The organism is Methylobacterium sp. GXF4, from assembly GCF_000272495.1.
GTDB classification, from domain to species: domain Bacteria; phylum Pseudomonadota; class Alphaproteobacteria; order Rhizobiales; family Beijerinckiaceae; genus Methylobacterium; species Methylobacterium brachiatum.
In genome coordinates this window covers 21,302-38,934 of the sequence record NZ_AKFK01000002.1, presented here as the reverse complement: position 1 = coordinate 38,934, position 17,633 = coordinate 21,302, and the positions used below count along the sequence as shown (strand labels likewise).

15 protein-coding genes and 2 pseudogenes are annotated in these 17,633 nt (G+C 70.3%); 9 read left to right on the top strand and 8 right to left on the bottom strand.

From position 1 onward, the window contains the following. Positions 1–28: 28 nt before the first annotated feature. The 6 genes from phoB to pstS form a co-directional block, all read right to left on the bottom strand. Positions 29–733: a phosphate regulon transcriptional regulator PhoB gene (gene phoB / locus WYO_RS00340; protein WP_007557669.1), complete on the bottom strand. Its 705-nt coding sequence runs from the start codon at positions 731–733 to the stop codon at positions 29–31. A 22-nt stretch (positions 734–755) separates the two neighbouring features. Beyond that, on the bottom strand, positions 756–1,475 hold the full coding sequence (phoU, locus tag WYO_RS00335) for a phosphate signaling complex protein PhoU (protein ID WP_007557668.1): 720 nt from the start codon (positions 1,473–1,475) through the stop codon (positions 756–758). A gap of 59 nt (positions 1,476–1,534) precedes the next feature. Further along, positions 1,535–2,353 (bottom strand): phosphate ABC transporter ATP-binding protein PstB, encoded by an 819-nt coding sequence (gene pstB, locus WYO_RS00330; RefSeq protein ID WP_007557667.1) that lies wholly within the window; start codon positions 2,351–2,353, stop codon positions 1,535–1,537. Further along, on the bottom strand, positions 2,350–3,249 hold the full coding sequence (pstA, locus tag WYO_RS00325) for a phosphate ABC transporter permease PstA (RefSeq protein WP_007557666.1): 900 nt from the start codon (positions 3,247–3,249) through the stop codon (positions 2,350–2,352). Before pstA ends, pstB begins: the two co-directional genes overlap by 4 nt. 19 nt (positions 3,250–3,268) lie before the next feature. Beyond that, entirely contained in the window at positions 3,269–4,186 is a 918-nt protein-coding gene (gene pstC / locus WYO_RS00320) for a phosphate ABC transporter permease subunit PstC (RefSeq protein ID WP_244424016.1), read from the bottom strand. Between the two features lie 106 nt (positions 4,187–4,292). Then, complete coding sequence (gene pstS, locus WYO_RS00315; protein ID WP_007557661.1) at positions 4,293–5,327, bottom strand: phosphate ABC transporter substrate-binding protein PstS; 1,035 nt, start codon at positions 5,325–5,327, stop codon at positions 4,293–4,295. A 238-nt stretch (positions 5,328–5,565) separates the two neighbouring features. Here pstS and WYO_RS00310 point away from each other — a divergent pair, with 238 nt between their 5' ends. The 5 genes and pseudogenes from WYO_RS00310 to WYO_RS00290 all read left to right on the top strand — a co-directional run bounded on the left by WYO_RS00310 (position 5,566) and on the right by WYO_RS00290 (position 10,672). Further along, a complete protein-coding gene (locus tag WYO_RS00310; protein ID WP_007557659.1) occupies positions 5,566–5,880 on the top strand; it encodes a metalloregulator ArsR/SmtB family transcription factor in 315 nt (104 codons plus the stop codon). 53 nt (positions 5,881–5,933) lie between these two features. Next, positions 5,934–7,319 (top strand): NAD(P)-binding protein, encoded by a 1,386-nt coding sequence (locus WYO_RS00305; protein WP_007557657.1) that lies wholly within the window; start codon positions 5,934–5,936, stop codon positions 7,317–7,319. After that, the gene (locus WYO_RS00300) at positions 7,316–8,479 is read left to right on the top strand and encodes an MFS transporter (protein WP_039901831.1); all 1,164 of its coding nucleotides are present in this window, start codon (positions 7,316–7,318) and stop codon (positions 8,477–8,479) included. Before WYO_RS00305 ends, WYO_RS00300 begins: the two co-directional genes overlap by 4 nt. Before the next feature lie 156 nt (positions 8,480–8,635). Then, positions 8,636–9,725 (top strand): annotated as a pseudogene (locus WYO_RS28820) (cation transporter); the annotation flags it as partial. 416 nt (positions 9,726–10,141) lie between these two features. Further along, positions 10,142–10,672: a hypothetical protein gene (locus WYO_RS00290; protein ID WP_128754883.1), complete on the top strand. Its 531-nt coding sequence runs from the start codon at positions 10,142–10,144 to the stop codon at positions 10,670–10,672. Positions 10,673–10,697: 25 nt separating this feature from the next. Here the strand turns inward: WYO_RS00290 and WYO_RS32050 are convergent, their stop codons facing one another. Together WYO_RS32050 and WYO_RS00285 are read right to left on the bottom strand one after the other, a co-directional pair. Then, the gene (locus WYO_RS32050; protein WP_244424015.1) at positions 10,698–10,871 is read right to left on the bottom strand and encodes a PepSY domain-containing protein; all 174 of its coding nucleotides are present in this window, start codon (positions 10,869–10,871) and stop codon (positions 10,698–10,700) included. A 69-nt stretch (positions 10,872–10,940) separates the two neighbouring features. Beyond that, positions 10,941–11,618, bottom strand: a pseudogene (locus WYO_RS00285) (adenylate/guanylate cyclase domain-containing protein); the annotation flags it as partial. A gap of 392 nt (positions 11,619–12,010) precedes the next feature. Between WYO_RS00285 and WYO_RS00280 the strand changes: the two are divergent. The 4 genes from WYO_RS00280 (at position 12,011) to WYO_RS00265 (ending at position 17,619) form a co-directional block, all read left to right on the top strand. After that, complete coding sequence (locus tag WYO_RS00280; RefSeq protein ID WP_039901808.1) at positions 12,011–12,415, top strand: hypothetical protein; 405 nt, start codon at positions 12,011–12,013, stop codon at positions 12,413–12,415. 82 nt (positions 12,416–12,497) lie between these two features. Then, positions 12,498–12,902, top strand: a complete 405-nt coding sequence (locus WYO_RS00275; protein ID WP_007557650.1) for a FixH family protein — start codon at positions 12,498–12,500, stop codon at positions 12,900–12,902. Then, entirely contained in the window at positions 12,899–14,449 is a 1,551-nt protein-coding gene (locus tag WYO_RS00270) for an efflux RND transporter periplasmic adaptor subunit (protein ID WP_007557649.1), read from the top strand. The genes WYO_RS00275 and WYO_RS00270 overlap by 4 nt, the downstream gene beginning before the upstream one ends. After that, on the top strand, positions 14,446–17,619 hold the full coding sequence (locus WYO_RS00265) for a CusA/CzcA family heavy metal efflux RND transporter (RefSeq protein WP_007557647.1): 3,174 nt from the start codon (positions 14,446–14,448) through the stop codon (positions 17,617–17,619). The genes WYO_RS00270 and WYO_RS00265 overlap by 4 nt, the downstream gene beginning before the upstream one ends. Positions 17,620–17,633: the final 14 nt, after the last annotated feature.

The window sequence follows — 17,633 nt, the reverse complement described above, 5'->3', positions numbered from 1 at the left end:
GATATGGACGGCGGAACGCGCGGGCAAGTCAACCCGCCGCCTGATAGAACGTCTCGTCGAAGGAGTACCCCGAACCGCGCACGGTGCGGATCGGGTCGCTGTCGGAGGTCGCGTTGAGGGCCTTGCGCAGCCGCCCGACGTGGACGTCGACCGTCCGCTCGTCGATGTAGACGTCGCGGCCCCAGACCCCGTCGAGGAGCTGCTCGCGGGAATAGACCCGCCCCGGCGTCAGCATCAGGAATTCGAGCAGCTTGAACTCGGTCGGCCCGAGATGGAGCTCGTGGCCGCCGCGCTTGATCCGGTGGCTGACGCGGTCCAGTTCGAGGTCCCCGGCCACGAGGAAATCCGAGACGTGCGAGGGCTTGGCGCGCCGCAGGAGCGCCCGCACGCGGGCGAGGAGTTCCGGCACCGAGAACGGCTTCACGACGTAGTCGTCCGCTCCCGTCGCGAGGCCGCGGACCCGGTCGCCTTCCTCGCCGCGCGCCGTCAGCATGATGATCGGGAGGGCGTGCGTCTCTGCCCGGGACCGGAGCCGGCGGCACAACTCGATGCCGGAGATCCCGGGCAGCATCCAGTCGAGCAGGACGACGTCCGGCATCTGCTCGCGGATGCGCAGCTCGGCCTCGTCGCCACGCTCCACGGAATCGACGGCGAAACCCTCGGCTTCGAGATTGTAGCGCAGGAGGGTGGTGAGTGCCTCCTCGTCCTCCACGATCAGGATGTACGCGTTCATCGGTCGACTGGGATGCGGGGGATCAGGCGCCGGCGGGCTGGGCGACGGTGGCGTAGTTGGAGGCGTCGTCCTTCGGCCGCTCGCCGTCGATCTGACCGCCGGTGACGAGGTAGTGGATGGTCTCGGCGATGTTGGTCGTGTGGTCGCCGATGCGCTCGATGTTCTTGGCGCAGAACAGCAGGTGCGTGCAGAACGAGATGTTGCGCGGATCCTCCATCATGTAGGTCAGGAGCTCGCGGAACAGCGAGTTGTACAGGGCGTCCACGGCGCCGTCGCGATCCCACACGTCGCGCGCGGCCGAGACGTCGCGGCTGCCGTAGGCGTCGAGCACGTCCTTGAGCTGCTCCTGCACGAGGTCGCTCATATGCCGCACGCCGAGCACGATCTTCTGCGGCTGCACCTCGTCGCTGATCGCGACCACGCGCTTGGCGACGTTCTTGGCCAGGTCCCCGATCCGCTCCAGGTCGTTGGCGACGCGGATCACGGAGACGGTCTCGCGCAGGTCGATGGCGATCGGCTGGCGCCGTGCGATGACCAGCACGGCGTTCTCCTCGATCTGCCGCTGGAGCATGTCCAGCCGCTTGTCGGCGGCGATGACCGCCTGCGCGAGCGGGGCGTCGCGCCGGACCAGGGCATCGCTCGCATCGACCGTCAGCTTCTCGGCGATGCCGCCCATCTCGGAGATGGAACGGCGCAGGTTGTCCAGATCCTCGTCGAAGGATCTGACGATGTGCTCGCCCATGGCGATGTCCTTGCTCAAGAGGCCCGCGGGGCCGGTGCCGTACGGGGCGGTGATCGGGCTCAGCCGAAGCGACCGGTGATGTAGTCCTGGGTCTGACGCTTCTCGGGGTTCATGAAGATGCGGTTCGTCGGGCCGAACTCGATGACCTCGCCGAGGTACATGAACGTCGTGAACTGCGAGATGCGCGCGGCCTGCTGCATGTTGTGCGTGACGATGACGATGGTGAACTCGTTGCGCAGCTGCTCGATCAACTCCTCGATCTTGCCCGTGGAGATCGGGTCGAGCGCCGAGGTCGGCTCGTCGAACAGGATGATCTCCGGCTTCTGGGCGATGGTGCGCGCGATGCACAGGCGCTGCTGCTGACCGCCCGACAGGCCCATCCCGGACTGCTTGAGCTTGTCCTTGACCTCCGTCCACAGCGCGCTTCGGCGAAGGGCCTGCTCGACCCGGTCGTCGAGCTCGGACTTGGGAAGCCGCTCGTTGAGGCGCAGGCCGAACGCGACGTTGTCGTAGATCGACATCGGGAACGGCGTCGGCTTCTGGAACACCATGCCGATGCGGGAGCGCAACTCGTTCAGGTCCAGGGCCGGGGACAGGATGTTGCGCCCGTCGAACATGACCTCGCCCTCCGCCCGCTGCTCCGGGTACAGGCTGTAGATCCGGTTGAAGCAGCGCAGCAGGGTGGACTTGCCGCAGCCGGACGGGCCGATCAGCGCGGTCACCTGCCGGTCGTGGAAGTTCAGGTTGATGTTCTTCAACCCGTGGAATTGCCCGTAGTAAAAATTCAGGCCCTTCACCGCCATGCGGACGCGCGCCCGTTCGTCGGCGTCGGAATGGCCGACGACGGTCTGGGTGGCAATGGTTGCGGAGGCACTCATCGGGCGTTGTCCCTTCCAAGCGCGTAGCGTGCGATGGTGGAGAAGAGGAGGATGGCGGCGGTGATGATGAGGGCCCCGGCCCAGGCGAGCTGACGCCAGTTCTCATAGGGCGCCGAGGCGAACTGGAAGATCGTCACGGGCAGGTTCGGGATGCCGCCGATCAGGTTGGCGTTGAACCAGGCGTTGTTGTTGAGCGCCGTGAACAGGAGCGGGGCGGTCTCGCCCGCGATGCGGGCCAGCGCCAGGAGGATGCCCGTGACGATGCCGGCCTGTGCCGCGCGCCAGGTCACCCGTTGCGTGACCATCGAGGTCGGTGCCCCGAGCGCCACCCCGGCCTCGCGGAGCGTGCCGGGGACGAGGCCGAGCATGTCGTCCGTGGTCCGGACGATGACCGGCAGGGCGATGATGGCGAGCGCCACTGCGCCGGCCCATCCCGAGTAGGCGCCCATCGGCTGGACCACCAGGGTGTAGACGAACAGCCCGATCAGGATGGACGGCGCCGAGAGCAGGATGTCGTTCAGGAATCCGATGAGGGCGGCGAGCTTCGAACCGCGCCCGTACTCGGCCAGGTAGGTGCCGGCCAGCACGCCGATGGGGGTGGCCACCGCAATCCCGAGGAAGGTCAGCACGAAGCTTCCGAGGATCGCGTTGGCCAGCCCGCCGCCTTCGGAGCCGGGGCCCGGGGTGGCCTGGGTGAAGACCGCCAGCGATAGGGACGACCCGCCCTGGTAGACCAGCATGCCGAGGATCCAGAACAGGACGACGACGGAGATGCCGGTGGCGGCGACCGCGCCGCCCTTCAGGAGCTTGTCGGCGATCCGGCGGGAACCTCGGACGCGTCCCCAGGCGGGTGGGGCGTCCGAGGGCGCTGCGGGAAGCGGGTTGGCTGCATGCATGATTGCGTCTCCCACCGTCTCAAACGGTCTTCATGCGCGCGACGAGCAGGCGCGCCACGACGAGGACGATGAAGGTCACGAGGAACAGGATGCAGCCGGTCGCGATGAGGGCGTTCATCTGCAGGCCGATGGCCTCGTTGAACTCGTTGGCGATGCGGGAGGCGATGGTCGAACCGGGGTCGAGGATCGAGGTCGAGAGCCGGTTGGCGTTGCCGATGACGAAGGTGACCGCCATGGTCTCGCCGAGCGCGCGGCCCAGGCCCAGCATGATCGCGCCGATGATGGAGACGCCCGCCTGCGGGACGAGCACGTACCGGACCACCTCCCAGGTCGTGCAGCCGATGCCGTAGGCGCTCTCGCGTAGCACCGTTGGGATCTGCGCGAGCATGTCGCGAGCGATCGAGGCGATGAAAGGTACGATCATGAAGGCGAGGATGATGCCCGCCGTCGCGACGCCGAGACCCGTCGGCGAACGCGCGTAGAGGATGGTCCCGACGACCGGCAGGCCCTCGGTCACGTTGGAGACCGGGACCTGGAAGTACCGTGCGAACAGCGGGACGAAGATGAACAGGCCCCACATGCCGTAGATGATGCTCGGGACCGCCGCCAGGAGCTCGATGGCCGTGGCCACGGGGGTTCTGATCCAGCGCGGGGCGAGCTGCGTCAGGAAGATGGCGACACCCAGCGACAACGGCACGCCGATCAGCAGCGCGATGACCGCCGAGGAGAGGGTGCCGGCGATGGCCGGCCAGGCACCGTACTGGTCGGACTGGGTGTCCCAGGCCGAGCCCGTGAAGAACTCCAGCCCGAATTCGCGGAAGGCCGGCCACCCTCCGATCAGCATCGAGAGGAGGATGCCCGCGAGGACCGCGAGCACCAGGAGCGCGGAGGACAGGCAGAGGGCCCGGAAGATCGTGTTTCGGGTCGAGAGGGACATCGTTCGGCCGCGCGTGGCCCTCTCGGTGTAGGTCACCGCTTCGGTTCCTGCGGACATGTCCTCTCTCCCGTCGTTCAACATCCAGGCCCTTCGCCGTCGCCGGGGACTAGAACAGCGGCTTGCCGTTCGGGTCGGTGATGTCGCTCTTCCAGACGGCGCGGACCTGGTCCTTCACGTTCGCCGGCAGCGGGACGTATTCCAGGTCGGTGGCGAGCTTGTCGCCGTTCGCGTAGGCCCAGTCGAAGAACTTGAGGGCCGCGGCCGAGCCTTCCGGCTTGGTCGACTTCTTGTGCATCAGGATGAAGGTCGCCGACGTGATCGGCCAGGCCTTCTCGCCGGGCTGGTTGTTCAGGATGATGCCGAAGCCGGGCGCTTCCTTCCAGTTCGCGTTCACCGCCGCGGCCTGGAACGACTCGATCTCGGGGACCGGGTACTTGCCGTCCTTGTTCTGGACGAGGGCGTAGGACATCTTGTTCTGCTTGGCGTAGGCGTACTCGACGTAGCCGATCGAGTTCGGGACCTGCTTGACGGTGGCGGTCACGCCCTCGTTGCCCTTGCCGCCGACGCCGACCGGCCAGCTGACCGAGGTGTTGGCGCCGACGCTGGACTTCCACTCCTCGGATACGCGGGAGAGGTAATCGGTCCAGACGAAGGTCGTGCCGGAGCCGTCCGAGCGGTAGACCACGTTGATGCCGGCGCTCGGGAGCTTCAGGTCGGGGTTGAGCTCCTTGATCTTCGGGTCGTCCCACTTCTTGATCTTGCCCAGGTAGATCTCGGCGAGCACGGGGCCGCTGAGCTTCATCTGGCGGGCCTCGACGCCCGGGACGCTGATGGCTGGCACCTCGGCGCCGATGGCGGACGGGAATTGGGTCAGCCCGTCCTTTTCGAGGTCCGCGCCCTTGAGCGGCATGTCGGAGGCGCCGAAGTCGACAGTGTTGGCCTTGATCTGGCGAATGCCGCCGCCCGAGCCGATGGACTGGTAGTTCAAGCCGTTCCCGGTCGCCGCCTTGAAGGCCTCGGCCCACTTCGAGTACAGCGGGAATGGGAAGGTCGCCCCGGCACCGGTGATCTCCACGGCGAGCGCGGGGCCGGCCGAGGTCAAGCCCAGGCCGGCGATGACGGCGAGTGTCCGGAATTTCATGGTGGTCTCCCGATGGAGCGAGCGTGTAACGCGTCGGGGTCCGCGCCCTGAGGTGCGCCGCGTCGTCGGCCCCGATGGCGCCAGCCCCTATGAAATTTCGGCGACAGTTCCGTGACGGTCGGCCGGGATGGGCTGAATGCCTGGCAGCGGAAGGCGTGCACGGACGAGACCGCTCGGTCTTTCCATATCTATCGAAATACGGGTTGCGCCGTCGAATCAATCGCGGCATGCTAATTCCATGGACATCGAATTAGCGGCGCGGCAGCTGGAGGCCCTTGGCAGCCCGACCCGTCTGAGGGTCTATCGCACCCTCGTCCGCGCGGGCCATGACGGCCTGCCGGTCAGGGGGCTCCAGCAGCGTGTCGAGATCCCGGCCTCGACCCTGTCGCATCACCTGCACCGCCTGATCCAGACCGGTCTGGTGGTCCAGGAGCGCCAGGCCACGACCTTGATCTGCCGGGCGGTGTACCCGGCGATGCGCAGCCTGGTCGGCTTCCTGGTGGACGAATGTTGCGTGGACGAACGCTGCGGCCAGGCCGACGAGGCCGCCTGATTTTTTCTATGGCCATTATTTCGATGTTTCTAGAAATTAGAAAGGATCAGGCGATGACGACGTCCAATCTTCCGATCGCGGTCATAGGCGCCGGGCCCGTCGGCTTGGCCGCGGCCGCCCACCTCATCGCGCGCGGAGTGCCGGTAAGGGTCCTGGAGGCGGGCCCGACCGTGGGGTCGCATGTCAGGGCCTGGGACCATGTGCGCCTGTTCTCGCCCTGGGAGTATGACGTCGACCCGATGGCCCGCGAGATCCTGCTTCGGCATGGCTGGCGCGAGCCGGCGGGGACCGCGTTCCCCACGGGGGCGGAACTGGCAGCGGCCTACCTCGAACCACTCGCGGCGACCCCGGAGCTCGCACCCGTCATCGAGACCGGCGCGCGCGTGACCGCCATCGGGCGCCTCGGCGTCGACAAGGTCGGCAGCCGCGGCCGGGCGGAGCGACCGTTCGTCCTGACGATCGCCGATGCCGACGGCGGGACGCGGCGGGCGTTGACCCGGGCGGTCATCGACGCCTCCGGGACCTGGGCGACCCAGAACCCCCTCGGCGCGGACGGGCTGCCCGCTGCCGGCGAGGGGGAGGCCGCGGACCGCATCATACGCGGGATCCCGGACGTCGCCGGACGGCATCGCGCCGAACATCGGGATCGCACGACCGCTGTCGTCGGCGCCGGACATTCGGCGGCGACGGTGCTGCTCGACCTCGCGCGGTTGGCCGACGAGGCCCCGGACACGCGCATCGTGTGGGTCACCCGCGGCGCCGACCTCGCCCGCGTCTTCGGCGGCGGGACGGCCGATCAGCTGGCGGCGCGCGGCGCCCTCGGGTCCCGCCTCAGGGCGCTGGTCGAGGGGCGTCGGATCGAACTCGTCGCCGGCTTCGCGGTGGCGGGCGTCCATCGCGAGGGCGACCGCGTCGTGCTCGAAGGCCGGGACGCCGGAGGCGTCCGCCGATTGCCCGCGGTCGACCGTATCGTCGTCGCGACCGGCCAGAGGCCGGACACGGGGCTCACCCGGGAGATCCGCGTCGACCTCGACCCCGCCCTGGAGAGCGTTCGTGCGCTCGGGCCGATGATCGACCCGAACGAGCACAGCTGCGGCTCGGTGAGGCCTCACGGCCATCGCGAGCTCGCCCATCCCGAGCCGGGTTTCTACACCGTGGGCATCAAGTCGTACGGGCGGGCGCCGAACTTCCTGATGCTGACCGGCTACGAACAGGTCCGCTCCGTCGTCGCGGCGCTCGCCGGCGACCTCGCCGCGGCCGACGACGTCCGGCTCGTCTTGCCCGAGACGGGGGTCTGCTCGCTGCAGCCGACCGACGCGGCGCCGAGCTGTTGCGGGAGCCCGCCCGTCGCGGCTCCAGAGGCCTGCCGGACGACCGGCGAGGCCCCTGCTGAGCCCCCGGCGGCGGGGACGTCGCCGTGCTGCGGCAAGGCGGCATGAGGGATCCGCACCGGCTGGCCGTGATCGGCGCCCTCGGCGTCGTGCAGATCCTCGCCTGGGGCTCGTCGTTCTACCTGCCTGCCGTGCTCGCGGGGCCGATCGCGGCGGACACCGGCTGGCCGCTCGCCTGGGTGGTTGGCGGCCTGTCCATCGGGCTCCTGGTGGCCGCCTTCGCATCGCCCCGGGTGGGCCTTGCCATCCAGCGGAACGGGGGACGCCCGGTCCTGGCGGCGGCCGCGCTGCTGCTGGCGGCGGGCCACGTCGTGCTCGGCCTGGCGCCGAGCCTGCCCGTGTTCCTGGCGGGCTGGCTGGTGATCGGCCTGGGCATGGGGTGCGGCCTGTACGATCCGGCCTTCGCGACGCTGGGGCGGCTCTACGGCGCCGAGGCCCGCCCGGCCATCACCACGCTGACCCTGTGGGGCGGGTTCGCCAGCACCGTGTGCTGGCCGCTGTCGGCCTATCTCGTCGCGCATGTCGGCTGGCGGGGGACCTGCCTCGCCTACGCCGGGCTGCACCTTCTCGTGACCTTGCCGCTCGTCCTCGGCCTGATCCCCGAGATGCCCGCGTCGTCGGCCGCCGAAGGTGCGGACCGCACGGCGAACGAGCCGCTCTCGCCGCGGGAACGGCGTGCGTTCCTGCTGATGGCGGGCGTGCTGGTGCTCGGCGGCACCGTGATGACGCTCGTGTCGGTGCACCTCATCACGCTTCTCCAGGCACGCGGCGTGGCGCTCGCCGCCGCGGTGTCCTACGGCGCTCTGATCGGTCCCGCCCAGGTCGGGGCCCGCATCGTAGAGATGGCGACCAAGGGCCGCCATCATCCGCTCTGGACGCTGACAGCGGCCATGGCGCTGGTGGCGGTCGGCCTGGTGGTGCTCGCGGCCGGCGCGCCTGCCGTCGGCGTCGCGCTGGTGCTCTACGGGGCGGGCAATGGCATCTATTCCATAGCCCGAGGCACCGTGCCCCTCGCGCTGTTCGGGGCGGCCCGCTACCCGGTGCTGGTCGGTCGCCTGGCCCGGCCGGGCCTCATCGCCCAGGCTCTCGCCCCGTCTCTCGGAGCCGTGGCGCTGACCTATGGCGGAGCCGACGCGGCCTACGCTCTCCTAGTAGTTCTTGCGCTGGCGAATGTCGGGCTCGCCGGCGCCCTTTGGAGCATGCGGTAGCAGGGCGACACGGCCGGCTCCATCGCCCGGCCGCACTCCGGCTCCAGGGCTTGGAGACGTCGCGCGCACTTGGCCGGGGGTGTCGCCGCCGCCTCTTGCTCCTCTAGCGGCTAGAGGAAGCACGGTGACAACCGAGAGATGCGGAAGGCACGGCCGATGAGCGACGGCGCGACCCTAGACCGGACCGGAAGCCCCCCCGACGCGCCTGCGCGTGACGGGGATGGATTGCGCATCCTGTGCAGCCAAGGTGGAGAATGCCGTGCGGCGCCTGCCCGGCATCGAGGGCATCCAAGTCTCGGTGGCGACCGAGACGCTCACGGTGCGCCACGGTCCGGGCCTTGATGCCCGGGCCATCGCCGCGACGGTGCGCGGGCTGGGCTACGGCGCCGAGGACCCCGATGCGCCCGCGATGCCGGAAACGGACACCGCCGAGACTCCGTGGCGGCGGACCTCGAAGGCGCTGCTTGCGCTCGCCTGCGGGACGGCCCTGGTCCTGGCCTACGCCGTCGGGAAGTTCGCGCCCGCGACCGAGCGCTGGGCCTTCCTCGCCGCCATGGCGGTCGGGCTGGTGCCGGTCGCGCGGCGGGCCGTCTCGGCGGCCCGGCACGGGACGCCGTTCTCCATCGAGACGCTGATGTCGGTGGCCGCGCTCGGAGCGACCCTGATCGGGGCGACCGAGGAGGCAGCGACCGTCGTGTTCCTGTTCCTGTTCGGCGAGGTTCTGGAAGGCGTCGCCGCCGGCCGCGCCCGGGTGAGCATCCGCGGCCTCGTCGGCCTGGTGCCGGATACAGCTATGCTGGAGCGCGACGGGGGAGTGGGGCGGGTGCCGGCGGCGAGCCTTCGGGTCGGGGCGACCGTCTTGGTGCGACCGGGCGACCGAGTCCCGGCGGACGGCAGCGTCGTCGAGGGCGAGAGCGCCGTGGACGAGGCGCCGGTCACCGGCGAGAGCGTGCCGCGGCGCAAGGGCCCGGGCGAGCCCGTGTGCGCCGGCACGGTCAACGGGGACGGCGCGCTGCGCGTCCGGGTCACCGCGGCGGCGCGGGACAACACCATCGCCCGCGTCGTGCGCCTGGAGGAGGCGCAGGAGGCCAAGGCCCCGACCGAGCGCCTGATCGACCGGGTCTCCAGGGTCTACACCCCGGCCGTGGTCGGCGTGGCGCTCCTCGTCGCAGTACTGCCGCCGCTTCTCGGTGGCGCCCCCTGGAGCGAGTGGGTCTACAAGGGGCTGGCCATCCTGCTTACGGGCCTCGGCGTCGCGGTGCGAGTACAAGCGAAGATCCGGACGGCGGGCTTCTCCGCCCTGGCCCGCGGGGCCGCGGCGGGTTTCGGGCCGGGATGCGTCCCGGGGGCCGGCTTCGCGGGCGTGCCGGGCCTCTCGTTACGGGTGCGGGCGCGGGCGCGCATGGAAGCCCCCGTCAGGTTGCCGGCCAGGTTCGGGATTTATGCGCCCTGGACCGGGTTTGTCCCTGCGGGGAAGGGGATGGCCCGGACGGCGTCGGCCCCGCTCGCGGCGTTTCAGGTGCGAGACTCCGCGGGGAACGCGTAACGCATGACGGCATCCGCTACGTGTTACGCCGCCGGTCAGCGGGCGCCGCGGTCTCTTGACCCTCTGGCCGCTTGAGGACGTACGGTGACCGCCGAGAGATGCGGAAGGCGCCGGCGATGAGCGACGCTGTAGCCCGGGACCGTCAGGCGGCGCGGGCGATGCGTGGGCCCATGCGCCGAGCGTACGTGAAGGGCGGTATGGCAAACGAGGTTTCGATGAGGCGGCGCGCGCTTCTCGGCTACGCAGGCATCCTGCTGCCGCTCCTATCGGGATGTGGGGGAGGAACGCTACCGGGTATCCAACTTGGCTCGGACGATGGCGGCAGCACGCTCGGCTTCGACTCCCTGCCTTTCCGGATCCAACGCATCGACGGCAGCGTCCTCACCGGCCACGCGTCGGTCCGCCTCCTACGGGTCAGCTTCTTCGCGCGCGACGCGACGGGGTACGTCGCCTGCAGCGGCAGCTTCACGTTGGATCTCAATCATGCGCCCGTGCCGGTGGGCGTCGACTGCACCGGCGCGGGCATCCTGCATGGCACCGTGACGACGGCGCGGGCCGACCATGGGGAGGGTGCATTCACCGAGCGGTCCGGGGGCACCTCGACGTTCCGCTACGGCGCGCCGCTCTCGCCGGCCACGGGTAGTTGAGGGCCATTCCCGGGGCCGGAGCGTCTCAGTCGTCCGTCCGCTCGGACAGCATCGCCCCCGTCCGCGGATCGACGTGGAACCTCACCTCCATGCCGTTTTTGACCCCCTTGCCGTCCCACAGCCCGTCATCGGGCTTGAGCTCCGTGACCGACGTGTAGCCGGTGTCCAAAAGCCTCTGGCGGATTTCCGCGGCTGGCATCCAGTCCGCGCCGACACGACCGTCGGCAAGGGCCGTCGGCGGGACCTGCCCCGTCTCGCGTGGCGTCATCCAGGACCAAAGCCCGAGGCCGCCGAGGGCGGCGAGGATGAGCAGCCCGCCGGCGAGCGCGGGACGTCTCGACAACCGGCGCGCCGCGGGCCGGACCCGGACCGCAGGTCCGGTCTCGCCGTCATCCTCGGCCGGCATCGCCAGTATGGCCGCGGCGGGCAGCGCGAACATGCCGACCGGCCGGGCGATGTTCTTCAACGCCTGCTCGCCCCGATCCTCGAAGGGGTAGCCGAGCTTGTCCCGGACCTGATCGTGGACCGTGTGCGAGATGCAGATCCCGCCCGGCTCCGCGAAGGGTTCGAGCCGAGCCGCCACGTTGACGCCGTCGCCGTAGAGGTCGCCGTCCGGCTCGGCGACGACGTCGCCGACGTTGATGCCGATGCGCAGCCTGAACGCGTGGTTGTCGGACACGCCGGCTTCACGCGTCAGCATCGCCCGCTGGATCGCGACGGCGCAGGACACGGCCCGGACCGGGCTGGGGAACTCGGCGATCAGGCCGTCGCCGGTCGACTTCACGACGCGGCCCCGGGCCGCCTCGATGCGCGGATCGAGCAGTTCCCGGCGCAGGCCCCTGAGCCGGCGCAGCGTCCCCGCTTCGTCGGCGCCCATGAGGCGGCTATAGCCGACGACATCGGCGACCAGGATGGCGGCGAGCCGGCGCTCGTCGACCTCGTCCATGCGTCTCTCCCGGGACCATCCCCTCCAGCCTGCACCGCGCTCGCCGCAGATGGAAGGTCATGTCCCGAAGGAATCGCGCGGGCGGACGTCCGGGATCACGACAGACCGGAACCGGGTCCATCGTCGCTCCGCGCGGTCTTGCCGGCCGACGGCGGCCCCGACGCGCTCCGGACGGTGCCGGAATTCATGCTGCGCCGGCATCTGAACGACCTCTTGGCGGTCCGGAAAGGCCGGCGGACAGAAAATTTCCCTCCGGGTTCGGGCCGTGTCCGCATTTTTACGCGGCTTCCGCCCCGTGCGGACTTCACGTGCGGGTACGAAGCGCCGGATTTTGCCCACCCGGTCGATGGGTGGGGCTTTCATCGGGGCGCGGATTTTGGCATCATGGTGCGGTGACCTTTTGGCTCGCCTTCCGGCGACTGTTGCCGCTCCTCGCGGTCCTCGGCTTCGCCCTGACGCCTGTAGCCGTCCCCGCGGCGACCTCGGGTATGCGCGCCTTCGCGGCGCCGTCGGCCAACGTCCACCACCGCGCCATGCCCGACATGGACATGGGCCATGACGCTGGCGGCATGGCCATGGACGACATGCCCTGCTGCCCAAACGAGAAGGCCGCCAAGCCCGATTGCGGCAAGGGCTGCCCACTGATGGCGCTGTGCCTCGCCACCGCGGCCTCGCTACTGCCCGCGTCGGTCGCCGTCCCGGTCCCGGGCGCGACCCGTGCACCACCGACCTGGCCCGGCGCCGCGGCGCTCGCCAGCGTGCGGCCGCCGCCGCTACCGGAGCCTCCCCGAGCCTGAACCGATGACGCCGACGCCGCGTGCGCCGGCATGGTGACGCGCGCCCGCGCGGCCCTTCACATCGTGTTCAGGAGACATCCCAGTGACCAGGAATTCCCTCGCGCGCGCCGTCGCGGCCGCGCTGCTCGGCGTCGCCCTGTCGACCCCGGCCCTGCCGGCGCTCGCCGACGTCAAGGACTACCAGTTCCAACTCGTCCAGGAGGAGGCGAAGGTCGGCGACGCGGTCCTCGCGGTCCGGCTCCTCGACAGGCGCACCGGCAAGCCGGTGCCCGACGCGGTGATCTTCGCCAAGCGCCTCGACATGGCCCCCGACGCCATGGAGGAGATGGCCACCAAGGTCGAGCAGGTCCCCTCGACCGAACCCGGCATCTACCGCTTCAAGGCCCATCTCGGGATGCAGGGCCGCTGGCGCCTGTCGCTGGCCGCGAAGGTCCAGGGCGAGACCGGGACGGTCGAGGACAAGCTGATCGTCCAGGCCACCAAATGAGCCGGTCGGCATGGTTCGCCGGGTCCCTCGCCGCGCTCGCGGCCTGGGGCACCGGGCTCTGGGTCGGGCGCGACGGCCCGTCCGTGTCCGACCTCGCGGCGCGGGCGGCATCGAGACTGCCGGTCGCGTTCGTCGACCGGGCGCGGGACGGGTTCGCGCGCTGGATGCCGTCCGCGGCGGGGCCGCCTGCGGCCCGTCTCGCCGCCGCGTCCGGCCCGGTCGTCTATTACCGGGACCCGGACGGGAAGCCGGCCTATTCGCTCGCGCCGATGGCGACAGGGGACGGGCGGGAGTTCCGGGCGGTCCACGCCAGCGAGGACGTGCGGTTCGACGGCGAGGATGCCGAGGCCGGAGCCATGCCCGCCGAGGTGACCGGTAAAGACATGACCGGCCACGACATGGGCCAGGGTGGGATGGCGGCCGGCGCGGCCGGTCCCGGCAATCGCCGCGTCCTGTATTACCGCAACCCGATGGGGCTGCCGGACACCTCGCCGGTTCCGAAGAAGGACTCGATGGGGATGAACTACATCCCCGTCTACGCGGGCGAGGACGAGGGCGGCGGCGTGAAGATTTCGCCGGGCAAGGTCCAGCGCACCGGCGTGCGGACCGAGGTCGCCGAGCGCCGCGTCCTGTCGTTGCCGGTTCGGGCGCCAGGCAGCGTCGAGGAGGACGAGCGCCGCATCTCCGTCATCGCCATGCGCACCGACGCCTACATCGAGAAGGTCGAGCCGGTCACCACCGGCGACCACGTCCACAAAGGCCAGCCGCTGCTGCGCCTGTTCGCGCCCGAGATCAACGCGGTCGCGGCCCAGTACCTGACCTCCATCGGCTACGAGGGCGGCCGGCGGCGCCTGGAGAACCTCGCCATCCCGCCGGAGGTGATCGACGAGATCGAGCGCACCCATAAGGTGCCGCCCTCCATCGTCTGGTCCTCGCCGCGGGACGGCGTCGTGGTCGAGCGCAACGTCTCGGACGGGATGAAGGCCAAGTCCGGCGACGTCCTGTTCCGCATCGTCGACCACACCCGCGTCTGGGTGCTCGCCGACGTGCCGGAGCGCGACCTCGCCGCGGTGGCGGAGGGGCAGAAGGCCACGGTGCGGGTCCGGGCCTTCCCCGAGCGGACCTTCTCCGGGACCGTGACGCGGATCTACCCGCACCTGATGGCGGAAACCCGGACCGCCCGGCTGCGCATCGAGTTGCCGAACCCCGACGGAGCGCTGCGCCCGTCGATGTACGCCGACGTCGAGATCGCGACCGGCGACGCCAAGCCGGTGGTGGCGGTGCCCGACGACGCCGTCATCGACACCGGCGAGCGCCAGGTCGTGCTCCTCGACCACGGCGAAGGGCGCTTCGAGCCGAAGCCGGTGAAGATCGGCCTGCGCGGCCGGGGCTACACGGAAATCCGCGAGGGCGTCTCGGCCGGTGACCGGGTGGTCACGGCGGCGAACTTCCTGATCGACGCCGAGAGCAACCTGAAGGCCGCGCTGCAGTCCCTGACCGCGCCGAAGGACGATCGGCAGGCGGCGGGCACGGGGGCGACGCCATGATCGCCCGCCTCATCGGCTGGTCGGCCCGCAACCTCGTCCTGGTGCTGATCGGGACCGTGTTCGCGGTCGCGACCGGCGTCTTGGCGCTGCGGACCCTGCCGCTGGACGCCATCCCCGACCTCTCGGACGTGCAGGCCATCGTCTACACCGAGTATCCGGGGCAGGCGCCTCAGGTCGTGGAGGACCAGGTCACCTACCCGCTGACCACCGCCATGCTGACGGTGCCGAAGGCGAAGGTGGTCCGCGGCTTCTCGTTCTTCGGGGTCTCCTTCGTCTACGTGATCTTCGAGGACGGCACCGACCCGTACTGGGGCCGCTCGCGTGTGCTGGAGTACCTCAACGGGGCGGCGAGCCGGCTTCCCGCGGGGGTGACGCCGACGCTGGGGCCCGACGCGACGGGGGTGGGCTGGGTCTACCAGTACGTGGTGGTCGCCAAGGAGCGGACGCTCGCGGAGCTTCGCTCGATCCAGGACTGGGTCGTCCGCTTCGGGGCCTCGCGCGCCGAGGGGGTCGCCGAGATCGCGGGCGTCGGCGGGTTCGTGAAGCAGTACAACGTGGTGGTCGACCCAAACCGGCTGCGCGCGCAGGGCATTAGCCTCAACAAGCTCCGGGACGCCATCCGAGCGAGCAACGCCGACGTGGGCGGCCGCACGGTCGAGCTGTCCGAGTTCGAGTTCATGGTGCGCGGCCGCGGCTACATCCGCAGCGTCGCCGACATCGAGAACATCGTGCTGAAGACCTCGGGCGGCACGCCGCTGCGGGTCCGGGACGTAGCCCGGGTCGAACTCGGGCCGGACGAGCGCCGCGGCATCACCGAGATGAACGGCGAGGGCGAGGTCGCCGGCGGCATCGTCCTGCAGCGTTTCGGCGCCAACGCCCTCAACGTGATCGAGGGGGTGAAGGCGAAGCTCGCCGAGGTGGCGAAAAGCCTGCCGGCCGGCACCGAGATCCTGCCGGTCTACGACCGCTCGCAACTCATCGACGCGGCCATCGACACCCTGCGGCACACGTTGGTCGAGGAGAGCATCGTGGTCTCGCTCGTCTGCGTGGTGTTCCTCCTGCACGTGCGCAGCGCCCTGGTCGCCATCCTGATGCTGCCGGTCGGCATCCTGATGGCCTTCGCCGGCATGAGGGCGCTCGGAATCGGAGCCAACGTCATGTCGCTCGGCGGCATCGCCATCGCGGTCGGCGCCATGATCGACGCCGCCATCGTCATGATCGAGAACGCCCACAAGCACTTGGAGCGGGCGCCCCCGGGAAAGCCGCGTGTCGAGGTCCTGGTCGAGGCGGCGGCGGAGGTGGGTCCCTCCCTGTTCTTCTCGCTCTTGGTCATCACGGTCTCCTTCCTGCCGATCTTCACCCTGGAGAGCCAGGAGGGGCGGCTGTTCGGGCCGCTCGCCTTCACCAAGACCTTCGCCATGGCGGCCGCGGCGCTCCTCTCGGTCACCCTGGTGCCGGCCCTGATGGCGCTGTTCGTGCGCGGGCGCATCGTGCCCGAGCACCGCAACCCGCTGAACCGGCTCCTCATCTGGCTGTACCGGCCGCTCATCGCCGGCGTGCTGCGGGCCCGGGTGCTCACCATCCTCCTCGCCCTGGGCGTGCTGGCGGCGACCGCATGGCCGGCCCGGCAGCTCGGGTCGGAGTTCATGCCCGACCTCGACGAGGGCAGCCTGCTCTACATGCCGACGACCCTGCCCGGGATCTCGGTGACGAAGGCCGGCGAGCTCCTGGCGACCCAGGATCGGATCATCAAGAGCTTCCCCGAAGTGGCCTCGGTCTACGGCAAGGCGGGTCGCGCCAACACGGCCACCGACCCGGCGCCGATGGAGATGTTCGAGACGGTCATTACGCTGAAGCCGAAGGCGGAGTGGCGCTCCGGCGTAACCCTCTCCAGCCTCAAGGCGGAAATGGACGCGGCGCTCCAGTTCCCGGGCGTGTCGAATGCCTGGACGCAGCCGATCCGCGCCCGGATCGACATGCTCTCGACCGGCATCCGCACGCCGGTCGGGGTGAAGGTGCTCGGGACCGACTTGAAGGCCATGGAGGGGGTCGCCCGTCAAGTCGAGGGGGTGATCCGAGCCGTGCCAGGAACGTCGAGCGCCTATGCCGAGCGGGTCATCGGCGGCTACTTCCTCGACATCACCCCAGATCGCGAGGCGCTCGGACGCTACGGCCTGATGGTCGGAGACGTACAGGACGTCGTCGCCTCGGCGCTCGGCGGCCAGTCCGTGACGAACACGGTCGAGGGCCGCGAGCGCTACACCGTGAACGTGCGCTACCCCCGCGCCTTCCGCTCGGATCCCAGGGCCATCGCCGACGAGGTGCAGGTACCGCTGCTGGCCGGGGGCACGGTCCCCCTGCGCGAGGTCGCCAAGGTCGAGCTGACGCGGGGCCCGACCTCGATCCGCACCGAGAACGGCCAGCTCGCGGTCTACATATTCGTGGACATCGCCGGCCGCGATCTCGGCGGCTACGTGGCCGAGGCACGCAAGGCAGCCACCGACGAGGTCAAGTTGCCCCAGGGCACGACCCTGCAGTGGAGCGGGCAGTACGAGTACCTAGAGCGGGCGGAGGCGCGCCTCGCGGTCGTGGTGCCGCTGACGCTGCTGATCGTGTTCCTGCTGCTCTACCTGAACTTCCGGCGCCTGACCGAGACGCTCATCGTGATGCTGTCGCTGCCCTTCGCCCTGGTCGGCGGGGTCTGGCTGCTCTGGTGGATGGGCTTCAACCTGTCGGTCGCGGTGGTGGTCGGCTTCATCGCCCTGGCCGGCGTCGCTGCCGAGACCGGGGTGATCATGCTGGTCTACCTCGACCACGCCCTCGACGAGGTCCGCGCCCAGTGCGGGCGCGAGGGACGCCCTCTCGCGCGCCCGGACCTGCGTCGGGCCATCATGGTCGGCGCGGTCGAGCGGGTGCGGCCCAAGATGATGACGGTCGTCGCCATCATGGCGGGCCTGATGCCCATCCTCTGGAGCACCGGCTCGGGCTCCGAGGTCATGCAGCGCATCGCGGTGCCGATGATCGGCGGCATGGTCTCCTCGACCGTCCTGACGCTGGTCGTGATCCCGGCAGTCTACGCCTTGGTGAAGGGGCGTGGGCTGCCCCCGGCCGGCGCGGTCCGCGAGGGGACGAACGCTGAGGCGATGCGGCTGCCTCAGGCGGCCGAGTAAGAGGGAACGGGAGA

Bases quoted from the DNA above. Each gene is read 5' to 3' on its own strand.
- phoB (WP_007557669.1), bottom strand. From the start codon at position 733: ATGAACGCGTACATCCTGATCGTGGAGGACGAGGAGGCACTCACCACC.
- phoU (WP_007557668.1), bottom strand. From the start codon at position 1,475: ATGGGCGAGCACATCGTCAGATCCTTCGACGAGGATCTGGACAACCTG.
- pstB (WP_007557667.1), bottom strand. From the start codon at position 2,353: ATGAGTGCCTCCGCAACCATTGCCACCCAGACCGTCGTCGGCCATTCC.
- pstA (WP_007557666.1), bottom strand. From the start codon at position 3,249: ATGCATGCAGCCAACCCGCTTCCCGCAGCGCCCTCGGACGCCCCACCC.
- pstC (WP_244424016.1), bottom strand. From the start codon at position 4,186: ATGTCCCTCTCGACCCGAAACACGATCTTCCGGGCCCTCTGCCTGTCC.
- pstS (WP_007557661.1), bottom strand. From the start codon at position 5,327: ATGAAATTCCGGACACTCGCCGTCATCGCCGGCCTGGGCTTGACCTCG.
- WYO_RS00310 (WP_007557659.1), top strand. From the start codon at position 5,566: ATGGACATCGAATTAGCGGCGCGGCAGCTGGAGGCCCTTGGCAGCCCG.
- WYO_RS00305 (WP_007557657.1), top strand. From the start codon at position 5,934: ATGACGACGTCCAATCTTCCGATCGCGGTCATAGGCGCCGGGCCCGTC.
- WYO_RS00300 (WP_039901831.1), top strand. From the start codon at position 7,316: ATGAGGGATCCGCACCGGCTGGCCGTGATCGGCGCCCTCGGCGTCGTG.
- WYO_RS00290 (WP_128754883.1), top strand. From the start codon at position 10,142: ATGAGCGACGCTGTAGCCCGGGACCGTCAGGCGGCGCGGGCGATGCGT.
- WYO_RS32050 (WP_244424015.1), bottom strand. From the start codon at position 10,871: ATGCCAGCCGCGGAAATCCGCCAGAGGCTTTTGGACACCGGCTACACG.
- WYO_RS00270 (WP_007557649.1), top strand. From the start codon at position 12,899: ATGAGCCGGTCGGCATGGTTCGCCGGGTCCCTCGCCGCGCTCGCGGCC.
- WYO_RS00265 (WP_007557647.1), top strand. From the start codon at position 14,446: ATGATCGCCCGCCTCATCGGCTGGTCGGCCCGCAACCTCGTCCTGGTG.